13 protein-coding genes are annotated in these 15525 nt (G+C 45.0%); 6 read left to right on the top strand and 7 right to left on the bottom strand.

The genetic code is table 11. The annotated features are described in order from the left end of the window. The coding region (locus NH462_RS11540) for a hypothetical protein (protein WP_253105767.1) at positions 1 to 195 on the top strand (195 nt) is incomplete at its 5' end. 188 nt (positions 196 to 383) lie between these two features. Here NH462_RS11540 and hemN read toward each other — a convergent pair. Both hemN and NH462_RS11550 read right to left on the bottom strand, forming a co-directional pair. Next, a complete protein-coding gene (hemN, locus tag NH462_RS11545) occupies positions 384 to 1754 on the bottom strand; it encodes an oxygen-independent coproporphyrinogen III oxidase (RefSeq protein ID WP_026000932.1) in 1371 nt (456 codons plus the stop codon). A gap of 109 nt (positions 1755 to 1863) precedes the next feature. Next, on the bottom strand, positions 1864 to 3894 hold the full coding sequence (locus NH462_RS11550) for a methyl-accepting chemotaxis protein (protein ID WP_253105768.1): 2031 nt from the start codon (positions 3892 to 3894) through the stop codon (positions 1864 to 1866). Positions 3895 to 4021: 127 nt separating this feature from the next. Here NH462_RS11550 and NH462_RS11555 point away from each other — a divergent pair, with 127 nt between their 5' ends. Next, positions 4022 to 4819, top strand: coding sequence for an NADP-binding protein (locus tag NH462_RS11555; RefSeq protein ID WP_253105769.1), 798 nt, complete (start codon positions 4022 to 4024; stop codon positions 4817 to 4819). On the opposite strand, the gene hutH is transcribed toward NH462_RS11555, so the two are convergent. From hutH to hutC, 3 genes are all read right to left on the bottom strand, one after another. Then, positions 4811 to 6343: a histidine ammonia-lyase gene (hutH, locus tag NH462_RS11560; RefSeq protein WP_253105770.1), complete on the bottom strand. Its 1533-nt coding sequence runs from the start codon at positions 6341 to 6343 to the stop codon at positions 4811 to 4813. The genes NH462_RS11555 and hutH overlap by 9 nt on opposite strands. 2 nt (positions 6344 to 6345) lie before the next feature. After that, positions 6346 to 8025, bottom strand: coding sequence for a urocanate hydratase (hutU, locus tag NH462_RS11565; RefSeq protein WP_253105771.1), 1680 nt, complete (start codon positions 8023 to 8025; stop codon positions 6346 to 6348). A 157-nt stretch (positions 8026 to 8182) separates the two neighbouring features. Beyond that, positions 8183 to 8944, bottom strand: a complete 762-nt coding sequence (gene hutC, locus NH462_RS11570) for a histidine utilization repressor (RefSeq protein WP_010368955.1) — start codon at positions 8942 to 8944, stop codon at positions 8183 to 8185. 111 nt (positions 8945 to 9055) lie between these two features. Here hutC and hutI point away from each other — a divergent pair, with 111 nt between their 5' ends. Further along, positions 9056 to 10279 carry an imidazolonepropionase gene (gene hutI / locus NH462_RS11575; RefSeq protein ID WP_253105809.1) on the top strand — a complete coding sequence of 408 codons (1224 nt, stop codon included), beginning with the start codon at positions 9056 to 9058 and terminating at the stop codon, positions 10277 to 10279. Positions 10280 to 10303: 24 nt separating this feature from the next. After that, on the top strand, positions 10304 to 12088 hold the full coding sequence (locus NH462_RS11580) for a GGDEF domain-containing phosphodiesterase (protein WP_253105772.1): 1785 nt from the start codon (positions 10304 to 10306) through the stop codon (positions 12086 to 12088). Between the two features lie 44 nt (positions 12089 to 12132). Here the strand turns inward: NH462_RS11580 and NH462_RS11585 are convergent, their stop codons facing one another. Then, on the bottom strand, positions 12133 to 13188 hold the full coding sequence (locus NH462_RS11585) for a formimidoylglutamase (RefSeq protein WP_010368948.1): 1056 nt from the start codon (positions 13186 to 13188) through the stop codon (positions 12133 to 12135). A gap of 18 nt (positions 13189 to 13206) precedes the next feature. After that, positions 13207 to 13710, bottom strand: coding sequence for a ribonuclease E activity regulator RraA (gene rraA / locus NH462_RS11590; RefSeq protein ID WP_010368946.1), 504 nt, complete (start codon positions 13708 to 13710; stop codon positions 13207 to 13209). A gap of 158 nt (positions 13711 to 13868) precedes the next feature. On the opposite strand from rraA, the gene NH462_RS11595 reads away from it, so the two are divergent. Both NH462_RS11595 and NH462_RS11600 read left to right on the top strand, forming a co-directional pair. Beyond that, complete coding sequence (locus NH462_RS11595) at positions 13869 to 14393, top strand: phosphatase PAP2 family protein (RefSeq protein WP_010368944.1); 525 nt, start codon at positions 13869 to 13871, stop codon at positions 14391 to 14393. Next, positions 14390 to 15442, top strand: a complete 1053-nt coding sequence (locus tag NH462_RS11600) for an MJ1255/VC2487 family glycosyltransferase (RefSeq protein ID WP_010368943.1) — start codon at positions 14390 to 14392, stop codon at positions 15440 to 15442. Before NH462_RS11595 ends, NH462_RS11600 begins: the two co-directional genes overlap by 4 nt. Positions 15443 to 15525: the final 83 nt, after the last annotated feature.

The following is a 15525-nucleotide window of genomic DNA, read 5'->3' on the forward strand; positions in this document are numbered from 1 at the left end:
GAAGTGAAACAAAACAGCGTCGATGATAGTGTGGATTACCCATGTGAAAGTAGAACATCGCCAGGGCCAAATAAGAGAAACCCGTTGCAGCAATGCGACGGGTTTTTTGCTGTTTGGGGTATAGAAAACCTCGCAAGCCAATTAAAACCTCTCGAGGTAAACTCGCTCCTACCACTGTATAAACATGTATCGTAGGAGGTGGTTCACCCGCCGATGGGTTGCAATGAAAATTTCGGTAAAAAAACCATGTATTTCAAAGCCAGTTTCAGCAATGTGATGGTTTTTTGCTATTTGAGAAACATAAAATCTCGCGAGACGCACTTCACTCCCACCATAAACACAGTAACGTGGGAGATCGTGGTAACTTAGAGAGAGTAAGGTGGTTAAATAACGCGAGAGAAGCGGGTGTTTTTGATTTGGTTTTGTAAGTAGGCATCAAAGCACATGCAAATGATACGAATAAATAAATTACCGCTACTGGTAACTTTTATGGTGTGTTCATTCAGCTCTACCAGTCCATCTGCTGCTAGCGGCTCGAGAGCGTTAAGAGCTTGAACGAAATATTCGTCAAAATTTATATCATAACGTTGCTCGAACACCTTTTTATCTAACTCAAAATGACAAATAAGCTGTTTGATCACAGCCGCGCGTATTTCATCATCACCACTTAAAGTTATCCCTTTAGTGATCGCACACCTTTTATCACTTAAAGCCTGATAATAAGGTTTTAACTCTTTTTCATTTTGCAAAATCATGTGACCAATTTGAGAAATGGATGACACACCAAGACCTAACAGGTCACACTCGCCATGAGTGGTGTAGCCTTGAAAATTACGATGTAGATGCCCTTCATTTTGCGCCATAGCCAGTTCATCGTCTTTTTTGGCGAAGTGATCCATACCGATGAATTGATACCCAGCAGAGGTCATCTGTTCCAGTGTTTGCTTAAAGATTTCAAGTTTTTCTCCCGCACTCGGCATGTCGGATTCTTTTAGTTTACGCTGTGCTGCAAATCTATCTGGAAGATGGGCATAGTTAAATACAGAGACTCTATCAGGAGAAAGCGCGATAAGTTGCTCAACCGTTTGCTTGTAGCTCTCTACTGTTTGAAATGGTAGCCCATAGATCATATCCATATTGATAGATTTAAAACCGAGCGTTCTCGCTTCCGTTAAGATAGCTAGAACTTCATCTAGATGCTGTGGGCGATTTACCGCAGCTTGTACTTCATCATTAAAATCTTGTACGCCAAAAGATACACGATTAAATCCGAGATCGTGTAGATGTCGCATCATATTTGGTGCAAGTGATCTTGGATCTATTTCAATACCACGCTGTGCACTTTGAGAGAAATTAAATGCACTATTCAGCATTTCGATTAGACGTGTCATTTGCTCGGTAGTTAAGAAAGTTGGTGTCCCACCGCCTAAATGAAGTTGTTCTACACGATACTCAGAAAATAGCGGCGCTTTTGCTGCTATTTCTTGTTCTAAGTAGTCTAGGTAAACGTCAGCTTTGGATTGATGACGAGTAATGATTTTATTACAGCCACAGTAGTAGCATAGTTGATGACAGAAAGGGATATGAATATACAGCGAGAGTGAGCGAGATTTAGAGCCCGTAATCGCCGCTTGTAACTCTTTTTGGCTGTAGCCAGATTCAAGCGACAAGGCCGTTGGATATGAGGTATATCTAGGACCAGATATATTGTACTTGTTGATAAGGGAATCATTCCAAATAGGTAAATTAATCACGATACGCACTCTCGAGTTTTATTAAGAGTGTCAGTGTACTTTTTACCGCTTGGGTTAGGTTTGCCTCAGATCAAAACACGCCGCGATTGCGACGTGTTTTAGTGTTTGATTAAAGCTTAAATTGGTTGACCGTTGAGTTAAGCGCCTTGGCTAAGTCGTTCAAGTCGCGGGCTTCATCTGCCAGTACATTGGCATGGTTGGCAGTGCTATTAACGAGCTCATTAATTTGGTTAAGGCTATTGTTAATATCTTCTGCAACAACGGTTTGCTGCTCTGTTGATGTGGCAATTTGATGACTCTGGTCTTGTACTGTCGTGACCGATTCCGTGATTTCTTTCAAGGCATCAAGCACGGCCTGAGTTTCCTCTACGGTTCCCTCTGCGCGGTCTTGACCTTGTTGCATCATCACTGAAGCTTGTTGTGCAATTTGCTGTAAACGAGAGATCATATTGCGGATGTCATCGGTAGACTCTTGCGTGCGGCTTGCAAGCGATCTTACTTCATCAGCAACCACCGCAAAGCCTCGACCTTGCTCGCCCGCTCTGGCGGCTTCTATGGCGGCATTGAGTGCCAGTAAGTTCGTCTGTTCAGCAATACCGTTAATCACATCGATAACAGCACCTATGTTGCTGGTTTCTTGTTCAAGCCCGGCAACCACTTTTGCGGCCTCACCAATATGAAGTGCAAGTTCAGTCATGACTTCTTGGGCTTGTGATGAACGTCCTGCACCTTCATTGGTAATACGTTGCACGACATCAGCGGCTTGGTTGGTCTGTTGTGCATTACGTGAGATTTCAGTCACAGTAGCTGCCATCTCGGTCACTGCCGCGCTTACGCTATCCACCTGTTCTTTTTCGCGCTGAATCTCACTGTTAGTATTGTTTGAGACTTCACGCAACTGGGCGGAAGCATTACTTAATTGCTCAGCTTGTGCTGCGGTATCGAGCATCATTGCTCTAAGTTTATCGATGAAGGTATTCATATGCAGCGCGAGTTGACCAACTTCATCTTTACTGGTGATATCGATACGTCTAGTTAGGTCGCCTTCACCCGATGCGATGTCTCGCATGGTTTCGGTAAGCGCTACAATCGGTTTGGTGATCATTTGCGTGGCGAGCAAGATCATTGCCACGATAATGGCTAAGATAATAATCAAGGCTGTGATTGTGCTCATGACGGCGTCATTTACTGGCGCTTCGATCAGCGACACCGGAATGAGTAGGCCAACGTGCCAATCCAATAGGGGGTTGTCTAATTTCACATTGTCATAAACAACATAATACGCTTCCCCTTTGAACGTGACCGTACTATTGCCAACGGGGTTACGCTTGATAGCGGCGTTTAGATCGTCAAAGCCTGATGTATTGGCAAACTGGGATTCAAGGCCATCTAGACCTTCTTTGCCTTTCTCGCCTTCATCTGTGGTAGAGAGTGAATGACCAGTACGCTTGGATAAATGCACAACATTTAAATCACCATCAAGCAAAAAGCCAAAACCTTTATCTTGAAACTTGATACGTTCAACCATATCGTTCAATTTATTGATCTGTAAGTCGACGCCACCCATGGCGACGAGTTTGCCGCCGTTATTGTAGATAGGTTGACGGATCACAGCAGACACCGCACCGGTATTGATATCGGTTGCAATTGGACCAACATACAATTTACCTACATCAAGCGTATCCTGCCACCATGGGCGTTTATAAGCATAGTAAGGTCGACCATCTGAATATGCTGATGTACGATCATTTTCTTTAAAATATTCACCGGTGTTTGCTGAGGCAATAAAAGCTGAGAGAATATTTTCATCACCTTTGGCGATTCTAACTAAGTCTTCATTGACCTCTTGATAGTCTTTATCTTTAGTCAGATCGGCGCCACGGGTATTATAATTTTCAAACCAATGAATGTTGTGAGGCGTAGAAACAAAGGTTTCAACTACTTTGCCGTATTGGCCAAAGAATGCTTCCATCGCCAATTTTTCGGCTTGAATATAGCTTTGCGTTTCTCGTTCAATTCCATCTCGAGAGAGTGTTGCAATATGGCTGACGAAAAAGCTTGATGCAATAATTAATAATACGGAAATGGTGCCGCCAATTAGCAGCAATATTTTCTTTCTAAGGGATAAATTCTCAAGCATGACACTTCTTATTTTTAGCTTATGCAAACGGTAATCAAACCATAGATAACAGGAGAACGCCACCGTTTGCGTTAACTTCTTTTACATTGATAATACAAGGTAACTTCATAGTTAAGGTAATATTCATATGAAAGTATTAAATCGCAGTCTGGTCGTACTGGGCGCGGGTTGGCTCGGTGAAGCGTTGTGTCGCGAAGCCGAGTTGCAAGGGTGGCAAATTGAAGGCACCAGAACTCAAGTTAATGAGGTGCATAGCTGGTCAAGGCAGCTGGTCTTAACTGAAAGCGGCACCTTAGCGCACTCAATTTCTTTACACAACGCGTATTGGGTGTGTGCGATCCCACCAAGAGCTAGGCATGTTGATAGTAACTATTTAAAAACGTTAGAACAGGCGTTGTTACTTGCAAAGAAGATGTCAGCAGCAGGCTTCTTATTGTGTTCTACCACTGGCGTTTATAGCACCGAAAATGGTGAGTATGATGAGCAAGGTAAGTTAGCTGATAAAGCCAACAGGCGTGTTGATATACTAAGAACTGCTGAAGAGATGGTGCTTAACGCAGGCGGCAAAGTTGTGCGCCTAGCAGGTCTTCAAGGTCCCGATAGGGAACCTGGGCGATTTGTAGCAGGTAAGGCTTTGTCTAGCTCAGCGAATGGTAGAGTGAATATGGTTCATCGGGGCGATGTTGTTACTGCAATAAATACCGTGATCGCACAGTGGCAGGATGCAGCAGACATTTATAATGTTTGCTATCCAGCACACCCCACGAGACAGGCGTTTTATCAATATCACTGTGAAAAGTTAGGGAGTGAGATGCCAAGTTTTGCTTCGTCAAAAGAAGAAGCGCGTATAATTAAAGCCGAGCGTATTACCGAACTCGGCTTTGCCTACCATCATCCGATTGTTAATGAATCTGAGTTAGGCTGAAGGTAAGAGTTGTGCTGGTAGTAGGTGCGCCAGTGCAGCTTGACCCAATAACGCATTGGCGCTTTCAATATCAGGTGCAAAATACCTATCTTTGTCATAAAAGCTCACGACTGCTCGTAATATTTGCTGAGCTGCAGCCACTTTGTCAGATGGCTTAAGTGGCGCTCTAAAATCTAACCCCTGCGCTGCAGCAAGATATTCAACTGCGAGTACACCTTGGGTGTTGTCAGCCATTTCCTGTAAGCGTCTTGCCGCAAAGGTTGCCATGGAAACATGGTCCTCTTGGTTTGCGGAGGTTGGGAGGCTGTCAACACTACCAGGATGTGCGAGTGTTTTGTTTTCAGAGGCCAGTGCTGCAGCGGTGACTTGCGCAATCATAAAGCCCGAGTTTACACCGCCATTGTTAACCAAGAAGGGAGGCAATTTTGATAAGCTCGAATCAATAAGCAGCGCGATACGACGTTCAGCCAATGCACCAATTTCAGCAATGGCAAGCGCTAGGTTATCAGCCGCCATCGCGATAGGCTCAGCGTGGAAGTTGCCGCCAGAAATAATATCCCCAGCATCAGCAAATACCAGCGGGTTATCTGTTACCCCGTTGGATTCTACGAGGATCACCTCAGCGGCTTGACGGATCTGAGTTAAACAGGCTCCAAGCACCTGTGGTTGACAACGCAAGCAATAAGGATCTTGTACCTTTTCACAATCAACATGCGCATCACTTATTTCTGAGCGAGTTTGTAAGATATCTCTAAACGCCATTGCGGTGTCAATTTGGCCTTGCTGACCACGGACTTCGTGAATACGCGCATCAAATGGTGAGCGACTGCCCATAGCCGCTTCAATGCTCATTGAACCAACGACACAGCTTTGCGCATAAAGATCTTCAGCTCTGAATAGGCCCTGCAGTGCAAAGGCTGTAGATGCTTGTGTACCGTTAAGTAGTGCGAGGCCTTCTTTTGCAGCTAAAGTAAGTGGTTCAAGTCCTGCTATTTTTAACCCATCGATGGCATCGATAAGCTCACCACGATAGCGAACCTGGCCTTCGCCAAGGATTGGTAAACACATATGCGATAGTGGGGCGAGATCGCCTGATGCCCCAACTGAGCCCTTTTTGGGCACGCAAGGATAGACTTCGGCATTAACCAAGGCTGCTAAGAATTCAATTACATCCAAGCGGATCCCAGAGAAGCCACGAGAGAGTGAATTGATTTTTAGCACCATCATGAGTCGAACGGTACTATCGTCCATTAACTCGCCAATACCGGCTGCGTGCGACAGTACAATAGAGCGTTGTAGCAACTCTAATTCGTCTTTTGCAATTTTGGTGTTGGCCAGCAAGCCAAAACCCGTATTAATGCCGTAAACGGTGCGCCCTTCTTTGATCACTTGCTGAACTGTGTCTGCACTGTTAGCAATAGCGGCTTTCGCTGATTCGTCTAAGCTGAGATGAACAGGCTGTTGATTGATTTTTCGTAACGTGTTTAAAGTCAATTGGCCTGGGATTAAATTTAGTGAGTACATACTTACTTTCCTTCCAGCATAGGTAAATCTAGTTTTTGTTCTTTTGCACAGTCTTTGGCTATGTCATAGCCGGCATCGGCATGACGCATTACACCGGTACCTGGGTCATTCCATAATACGCGAGATAAGCGAGCATCAGCTTCGTCTGTGCCATCTGCCACAATAACGACTCCCGAATGTTGGCTGAAGCCCATACCAACGCCACCGCCGTGATGCAGCGAGACCCAAGTTGCACCGCCAGCCGTGTTTAACAAGGCATTGAGTAACGGCCAGTCTGATACTGCATCTGAACCATCCATCATCGATTCCGTTTCACGGTTTGGACTGGCTACAGAGCCGGAATCTAAGTGATCACGACCAATCACAATCGGCGCTTTGAGTTCTCCATTTTTGACCATTTCGTTGAATGCTCGTGCTAAACGCGCTCTGTCCTTCAGTCCAACCCAGCAAATACGAGCAGGCAGGCCTTGGAATTGAATGCGCTCACGCGCCATGTCTAACCAATTGTGAAGGTGTGGGTCGTCTGGGATAAGCTCTTTAACTTTCGCGTCTGTTTTATAAATATCTTCAGGATCGCCAGACAGCGCAACCCAACGGAATGGACCTATACCTTGGCAAAACAGTGGACGAATATAGGCTGGAACAAAGCCTGGGAAATCAAAGGCGTTATCAACCCCTTCTTCTAAGGCCATTTGGCGAATGTTATTCCCGTAGTCAGTTGTTGCGGCCCCGCGCGATTGCAGCGTTAGCATGGCTTGTACTTGCACCGCCATAGATTGTTTTGCGGCTTTTACAACGGCTTGTGGATCACTTTCGCGAAGCGCGGCTGCCTGAGCCATTGTCCATGTTTGCGGCAAGTAGCCGTTTAATGGATCGTGCGCAGAAGTTTGATCTGTCACTACGTCAGGCGTGATATTGCGCTCAACCAATTCAGCATACACATCCGCAGCATTGCCCAACAGGCCAACTGATACCGGTTGCCCAGCAGCTTTAGCTTCATCAATGATAGCTAACGCGTCATCAAGTGTGGTTGCCTTTTGGTCAACATAGCGTGTGTTAAGGCGAAAATCGATTCGTGACTCATCACATTCAACAACGAGGGCGCTAAAGCCTGCCATAGTTGCTGCGAGTGGTTGCGCGCCACCCATGCCGCCAAGGCCACCGGTTAAGATCCACTTGCCTTTTGCCTCACCATTAAAGTGTTGCTTTGCCATTGCTACAAAGGTCTCGTATGTGCCTTGTACTATGCCTTGTGAGCCAATATAGATCCAAGAGCCAGCGGTCATCTGGCCGTACATCATCAGGCCTTTTTTATCGAGTTCGTTGAAGTGATCCCAGTTAGCCCAATGTGGTACTAAATTTGAGTTAGCAATTAATACGCGAGGAGCGTTGCTATGAGTTTTGAATACGCCAACAGGTTTACCTGATTGCACCAGTAAGGTTTCATCTTCTTCTAAGCGGTCTAACGTTTCGACAATTTTATCGAAGCATGCCCAGTCGCGAGCGGCACGGCCAATACCGCCATAAACTACTAGTGCATTTGGGTGCTCAGCAACTTCAGGGTCAAGGTTATTCATCAACATGCGCTTTGCGGCTTCAGTAAGCCAGTTCTTTGCGGTAATGTCTGTACCTCGTGGCGCACGGATCTCGCGGCTAGGGTCTAATCTTGGGTTGTCACTCATTCTGCTCTCTCCTGTTGTATATACAACCTAAGTGAAACGTCTAGTTGCAGCTATTGCTTAGTTTCGCTAGGTTGTTAGTTTATTTGTATTGCATGGCAGCCTAGGCCGCCAGGTCGTTTTGATTTACCTGCCGCGATGTTTGGCGACACTTTATGTGTTATGACCTTTGCTTAAAGGTGAGATGACCACCTAAGCGATATTTACTGCCTGGCGAAATTAACCTCGCGAAGCTAACAATGCCTTTTGCAGACCAAGTTCGGCGGATCATTTGTAAGCATGGTTCTTCATTATAAAGCCCAAGCCACTGGCAAACCTCTCGTGATGGCATAACAGCTTCAACGGTGTGTCTAGCCTCTGTGAGCGGCGCGACTTGAGATAAATATTCATGAGGGGTAGTCAGTTCAAAGTTTTGGTCTAAATACTCCGGTGCCAACTGTGGATTGACAAAGCGCTCTTCGACTTGCAGTGGTTGTTCATTTTCATTATGTACAATCACGCTTCTGTAGACTGGCGCGTCCGCTTCTACACCGAGTGCAATGGCGATAGGCGCTACTGCTGCAATAAGTTCAAGCGTTAGTACGGTACATGAGTATTTGCCATTGCGTGCGTTGACCTCGTCGGCAATATTGCGGATCTCAAGTAACGAAGACTGAGATTTAAAACTGGCAACAAAAGTACCTAGGCCTTGGCTACGAGTTAAAATTCCGGCTTCAGTTAGCTCGCTTAGTGCTCGTCTTGCGGTCATTCGGCTAACATTAAATTGGTCAGCTAACTCATTTTCCGACGGTACGCGCTCGTTTTCGAGCCAGCGCGCGGCGCGAATATTATCGATAATATATTGTTTTATCAGCGCAAATTTAGGAAGCTCAGGCACAATTGTTGTCTCGAGTTCATATTTATGTAAATAAAGATGGCACACTTCTCTTGTATATACAAGTATCCCTGATAGACTCAATGAATAAATCTCGCAGTGAGCGAGTTTCTTTCAATGTGTTGGCATATGGATTTGATTTAGATTAGGACAAGTATGATGTTAGAAGCCGATTTGCTTATTATCGATGTTAATATTGCAACTATGGATCCCAATTTGGATACCCCTTATGGTGCGATAGAAAACGCAGCGATCGCCATTAAAGATGGCAAAATTAATTGGTTAGGCCCTCGTAGTGAATTACCTGAGGTTGACGCCATTGCAACACCTATTCATAAAGCCAATGGCCAATGGTTGACCCCAGGGTTAATCGACTGCCACACGCATATTTTATTTGCAGGCTCTCGGGCCAACGAATTTGAGCAACGATTACTGGGGGCGTCATATCAAGAGATTGCCGCGCAAGGTGGTGGTATCGCAAGTACTGTTAAGGCGACACGATTGGCAGACAGAGAAACGCTGTATGTTAACGGTAAGAACCGCTTGAATAGTCTACTCAAAGAAGGGGTTACAACGGTTGAAAGTAAATCGGGTTACGGCCTCGACGTTGAAAATGAGCTAAAACTGCTAGAAATTAATCAACTACTTAATGAGCATCACCCGATTGATGTGCATAGCACGTTCTTGGGCGCACATGCATTACCCCCAGAATACAAAGATAATAGCCAAGCCTACATTGATTTAGTCTGTGATGAGATGCTGCCACAAGTTGCTTCGCGCCAATTAGCAACGGCTGTTGATGTATTTTGTGAGAACGTGGGATTTACCTATCAGCAAACTGAGCAAGTATTTACTCGAGCACAACAGTTGGGATTACAGGTTAAATGTCATGCTGAGCAGCTATCTAATCAGCATGGCAGCGAGCTGGTGGCAAAGTTTAAAGGGCTTTCAGCGGATCATATTGAATATCTTGATGAAGCAGGTGTGGAAGCAATGGCGAAAGGGGACGTTACTGCGGTGCTTTTACCTGGTGCTTTTTATTTCTTACGAGAAACGCAATTACCACCAATTGACTTGCTCAGAAAGCACAAAGTAGCAATGGCACTCGCGAGCGACTTCAATCCGGGTACTGCGCCTTTGTGCTCACTGCGATTAATGCTAAATATGGCATGCACATTATTTAGAATGACACCGGAAGAAGCGCTTTGCGGTGTTACGGTTAATGCTGCGAAAGCCTTGGGGTTGAGCGATCGTGGAGTATTGAAAGTTGGAACGCGGGCGGACTTAGCGTTATGGGGCATTACCCATCCTGCACAGTTAAGTTATCAATTTGGTGTAGCGGACCTGTCAAATTTGTGGATCTTAGGTAAACTTAATCAGTAATGATCCTTTTATAAGCAACAAATTATGCTTTCAATTTCAACAGCTAGTGGCGGAGCCACGGAATTATTGCTGTCTGAAGGAATAGCGATACTAATTACGCCAATGATGGCTGGCATGGCTGGAGCCATTGTAATGGGGGCGTTAGCATTAATGCTGCAGTGCCCCTCAGGTATGCTCAAGCTGGCTCACCTTAGCAGTGCAACACTTGCAATACTGCTCGCCTTTACGGGCAATATCACTACATTACATTTACTTACTCTGACGATACTCTTATATTTATTCCATGGCTTACAGGAGCACAAAAGTGGCTTATTGTTGATAAGTGCTGCGGCGATAGTCACTTTGGTAATGTGGACTGTGTCTGAATATCTATGGACATTTCCTGCCCAGCATGGCGCAATTGTCATTGTGTTTATGTATATTCTTTTCCTTGCCTATCAAGCGTATAGCAGCGCAAATGAATTTGAATTGAAAGAACACAATGATGACCACACCGAGCATGAAAGTTTGGGGTTACCTGGTCGGCAAAGTTTTAAACGTGCTTTTAATGAATATCGCCAAACGGAAGGGAGCCCTTGTATGCTCGTGCTAGTCCGTCTCATGGGTTTCGAGCAGGTAAATTTTCATTTGGGGCGTGAGTTTGGTGACTTGCTGTTAGCTCAATCGGCTAATCGTATTGCGCAATGTTTGCAATCCGGTGATGTTATGGCCATCACTCATGGCAATGAAACTGCGAAAATGGCGCATCTAGGTGGTCTTAACTTTGCGTTTATATGTTCGTTAAAGCATGGTAAGCACTTTCATGAGCAGCTGATAGAGGAAATATCAAACAGCACTTTAAAGCCATTCAATGTTGGTAGCTGTACGTTAGAGATCATGATGCGTGCGAGTTACGTAAATTGCGATGAAGAAATGGGGCAACTTGAGAACCTGATTTCTTGCGTGTTTTTAGCGCTAGATACACAATCAGAAGCGCATCAGCATAGCCATCAACAAGTCGTACCGTATCAACAACGTATGCAAATTCATCGACTGGAGCAACAGGTTAGGTTGTCGGAGTTAGCTAAAATCAACTTTCGATCTGAATTTGAGCTCTATTTTCATCCAGTCGTTCGTCATGAAGATAACAGTATTGAGTTTGTGGAATTACTGTTGCGCTGGCAGCATCCAAAGCAAGGGATTTTAAGTGCCAATGAGTTCATTGATGATATTCGTTTAGTTGGACTTGCTATTCCCGTTGCTGAATATGTACTAGAGCGCGCTTGCGAAATCGCATTGGCACTGAAAATGGAAGGGATCAGCGTTCCCATCAGTATAAATGTCTTTGGTGCTGAGCTGTTGAGCGAAAGCTTTATCGAGTTTATTGATTACACCATGCTCAACCATCAGTTAAGCCCCGGTGCTATCATTATCGAGTGTCCAGCTAGTATGCTTGCCGAACTAGATGAGCAAGAAATTGCGATGATCAGTCGTTTGAAGAACTTGGGTGTAAAAATGTGTGTCGATAGCTTTGGTGATGCACCGCTGGTGCTTGCTAAATTACCGGCACTGCGTTTTGAGTACGTGAAACTGTCGCGCAATATGACGCAAGAACCTGAGCATATGGGGCATACCAAATCCTTGGTAAAAGGCATTGTAGAGATGCATCAAGAAAAGCACTGTCGCGTGATTGGCGAGGGTATTGAATCTCTCGGGCAACTCGAGTTTGTAAAAAGCATTGGCACGGTGGCAGCGCAAGGGTTTTACTTTTCTCGACCACAGAACAGCAATATTTTGATCAGTTGGCTCAAACAAAGGCTGCCTCAATAATTAGGAGCGGCTTACCTTTACATTGGTTTTGGCTGTGACAGTGTTTAGCGTTTCTGTTGACGGGTACTTAAATAAGCGTTTGTAAGGTTTGTTAGTATTTGGCCACAATGTTCGATACCTGCCTGCTCACCAAGTGGGTGTCTAGCTGGGGCTGCTTCACATAAGTGCAAATATTTAGCATTTCGAGTCTGAGCCATACGGTAAACAAAATATTCGGCATCGCTAGTTGTGAAGCCTTGATAGGTCAGGGCACTTGCAGGCATACCGACGATGGCATCAACGTCTAACTCTACGCCTAATGGAATGTCACTTGGCATCGTCGCCAACGCTTTATCGAGTGATGCGGATAAGCTCTGAGTTTGTCTGGTTTTTATTGCTTGATAACTTGAAAATCCGAATCCAGCGTTTTGCAATTGAGTAAGGATTGTTTGGTTGTTTTTGTGCTCGTGCAAGCCAATGACATGATAATGTGACAAGCTACCAGCTTGATGCGCGTAACTGAAGCCATTACCGCTATGTCTACCTTCACAAGCTCTAAAGTCAGCGTGAGGGTCAAAGTTGATAGCACCTGCAGCACGCTTGCTGGCTTCAAAATGTGCCTGCAAAATACCAAAAGCATTATTGTGGCCACCACCGATGATGATCGGCTCTAAGCCTGCTGCAAAGATAGGTGCTAGGGTTGCAATAACTTGGTTGTCGAGGTCAGCACAGAGAGTGCGTAACTGTGCTAGCTGTTCGCTATTAGTATTATCGAGCGATAGTGCACGTGTTTGAATAGCGTGGGTATCCACCTCGCCTAGCAACAAAATCTTATCGCCCGACAAAAACTGGTTATCGGGCTGATTTAAAAAGCGTTTTAAGAAGGCTCGCCAACCGAGCTCGGCGCCGCCTTGCCCGCAATTGGCGCGCGGACCTATATCTTCAGGGATCCCCAACAACACATAACGGATCCCAAATTGGGCCGCGTCTCTAAGCGAAGCCGCGTAGTCATGATCACATTGTAAAAAGCTTATGCTTTGCCAAATTCTGGTTTCACCGGCTCTTGCACTGACAAAAGTGGCAATATCACTTTCATCATATATACGGACTGCTGTACTCATGACTGTTACTTCTAGCGCTTAATTGTCTTCGTTATCATCTTCTAAAACTAACTCTTCTGCAGAGATGATAATGCCGGTGGAATCGGCGTAAACAAAATCATCTTCGTAAAAAGAGACACCTGCGAAATTAACGGGAATGCCAACTTCACCGCTGCCACTGCTATCTGCTGCCACTGGGATAGAAGCGATCGCTTGAATGCCAATATCGCTTTCTTCTAGCTCATCAACATGGCGCACCGCACCGTAAACGATGATACCTTGCCAGTTGTTCTCGACCGCTAGCTCAGCTAAATCAATATCAACTAGTGCACGACGAGTTGAACCTCCACCATCAACAAGCAGCACACGACCAGTACCGTCTTGTTGTAGTACATCTTGGATTTGCTCATTGTTTTCAAAACATTTGACGGTAGTGATACGACCACTAAATGACGTCTGGCCGCCAAAATTGATGAACATAGGCTCTAGCACATCAACCACATCAGCAAAGTGGTCGCAAAGATCAGAAGTGCTGTATTCCATATTGAATCCTCGAATATTGATTGTCGATAACCAGTATACTCTCATACTTGTGCTTAGCAATGCTTTGATTCAACTTACATATTTGTGTCTTAAAAGTGTCACCCATTTGTTATTTTGCTCTTCTATGCTGATATTGTGAGCAATTAGGCGTGACTCGAATGATGAAAGCAAAACTAGCCGAGCTGGACGCTGCATTATACTTTGTGGTGTTTTGCCCTAAACCAAGAAACTGGTTTAGATTGATAGCATTAGGTCTATCCAAAAGTGGCAACGGTGGACTCTATGTGTTGGTCGCAATTGCGTGTGCTCTGTTTTTGGAGCAGTTAGGTCAGCAATTTGCACTCACCGTGATTTTGGCTTTTGCAATTGAAAGGCCGCTTTACTTCTATCTAAAAAATCGTTTTGCACGATTACGACCATGTGACTGCTACGCAGTGAAGGCCTTGTTGACGCCGAGCGACAAATTTAGTCTGCCCTCGGGGCATAGTGCTGGCGCTTGGCTATATGCGACTTGCTTGATGGAGCAAATTCCTCTGGCTGCGTTTCCGTTGATGATTTGGGCTTCAGGAGTGTCATTGTCACGCGTAATTGTAGGGGTACATTATCCACTTGATGTGGTGCTTGGTGCGGCAATGGGTGTCGCCTGTGCAAGTTTAGCGATAGTGATATTAGGAAGCGTATGAAAATACTATATGGTGTTCAAGGAACGGGAAATGGCCATACTACTCGGGCTCGGGTAATGGCAAATTGCTTTCGCAACATGGGAATTTCTGTTGACTACTTTTTTTCTGGACGTCCTTCGGAAAACTATTTCGATATGCATGACTTTGGTGATTATCGCAGTTGCCGAGGGTTGTCATTCGTTACCGAGCGTGGCCAGTTAAATCGTTTAAAAACTTTTCAGTCGCTCAAGTTTGGTGAGTTTATTCGCGACGTTAGAAAATTAGATGTATCAGGTTATGATTTGATCTTTAACGACTTTGAGCCTGTCAGTGCGTGGGCAGGAAAGCTGGCAAAGGTTCCAGTGATAGCAATGAGTCATCAAGCGTCATATTTATATGATGCTGTTCCACAATTTGCCGTACAGCCTTGGCACAAAGCCCTGATCCGGTATTTTGCACCAGCTGATATTCATCTTGGGGTGCACTGGCAACCGTTTGATAAGCATATTATTCCGCCTTTTATTCCTTATGAGGCTGAGCAGGAGCAATGTGCATCGATAATTAACAAAGTTTTGGTTTATCTGCCGTTTGAAGCATTGGATAGCATTATTGAGTTGTTAAAAGACTTCCCCGATAAGGAATTTTACTGCTATCACCCGGATGCCGACAATGCTTCGTTGCAACATATTCACCTGAGAAAACCGAGTCGTTCTGGGTTTATTCAAGACTTAAGAAATACCAGTGGCGTGATTGCAAATGCTGGGTTTGAGCTTTCTAGTGAAGCATTAAAACTCGGTAAGAAACTGCTACTTAAACCATTAGATGGTCAATTTGAACAGCAGAATAATGCGCAGACGCTAGCGGAGCTCGGTCATGCCCAAGTGATGAATTATCTCAATGCTGGCGCGCTGGAAGAGTGGCTGCAAACAGACGCGAAGGCATCGTTTTATTTTCCATCTGATCCTAGCTTGCTAGTGGAGTGGTTGATGGGAGGTCAATGGCATAATATTGATTTATTACACAATCAACTCTGGAACGGTGTTAATAATTTGTATGTAAAAGCGGCGTAAATATATTAATTTGTAATATGAACCCAGAATAATTACCTATTATGAGGCAAGGGCGGAAGGCTTCAGCTATACTTTAGCCAGTC

The sequence above is a fragment of the Pseudoalteromonas sp. OANN1 genome, from assembly GCF_024124685.1.
In the GTDB taxonomy this organism is placed as follows: domain Bacteria; phylum Pseudomonadota; class Gammaproteobacteria; order Enterobacterales; family Alteromonadaceae; genus Pseudoalteromonas; species Pseudoalteromonas piscicida.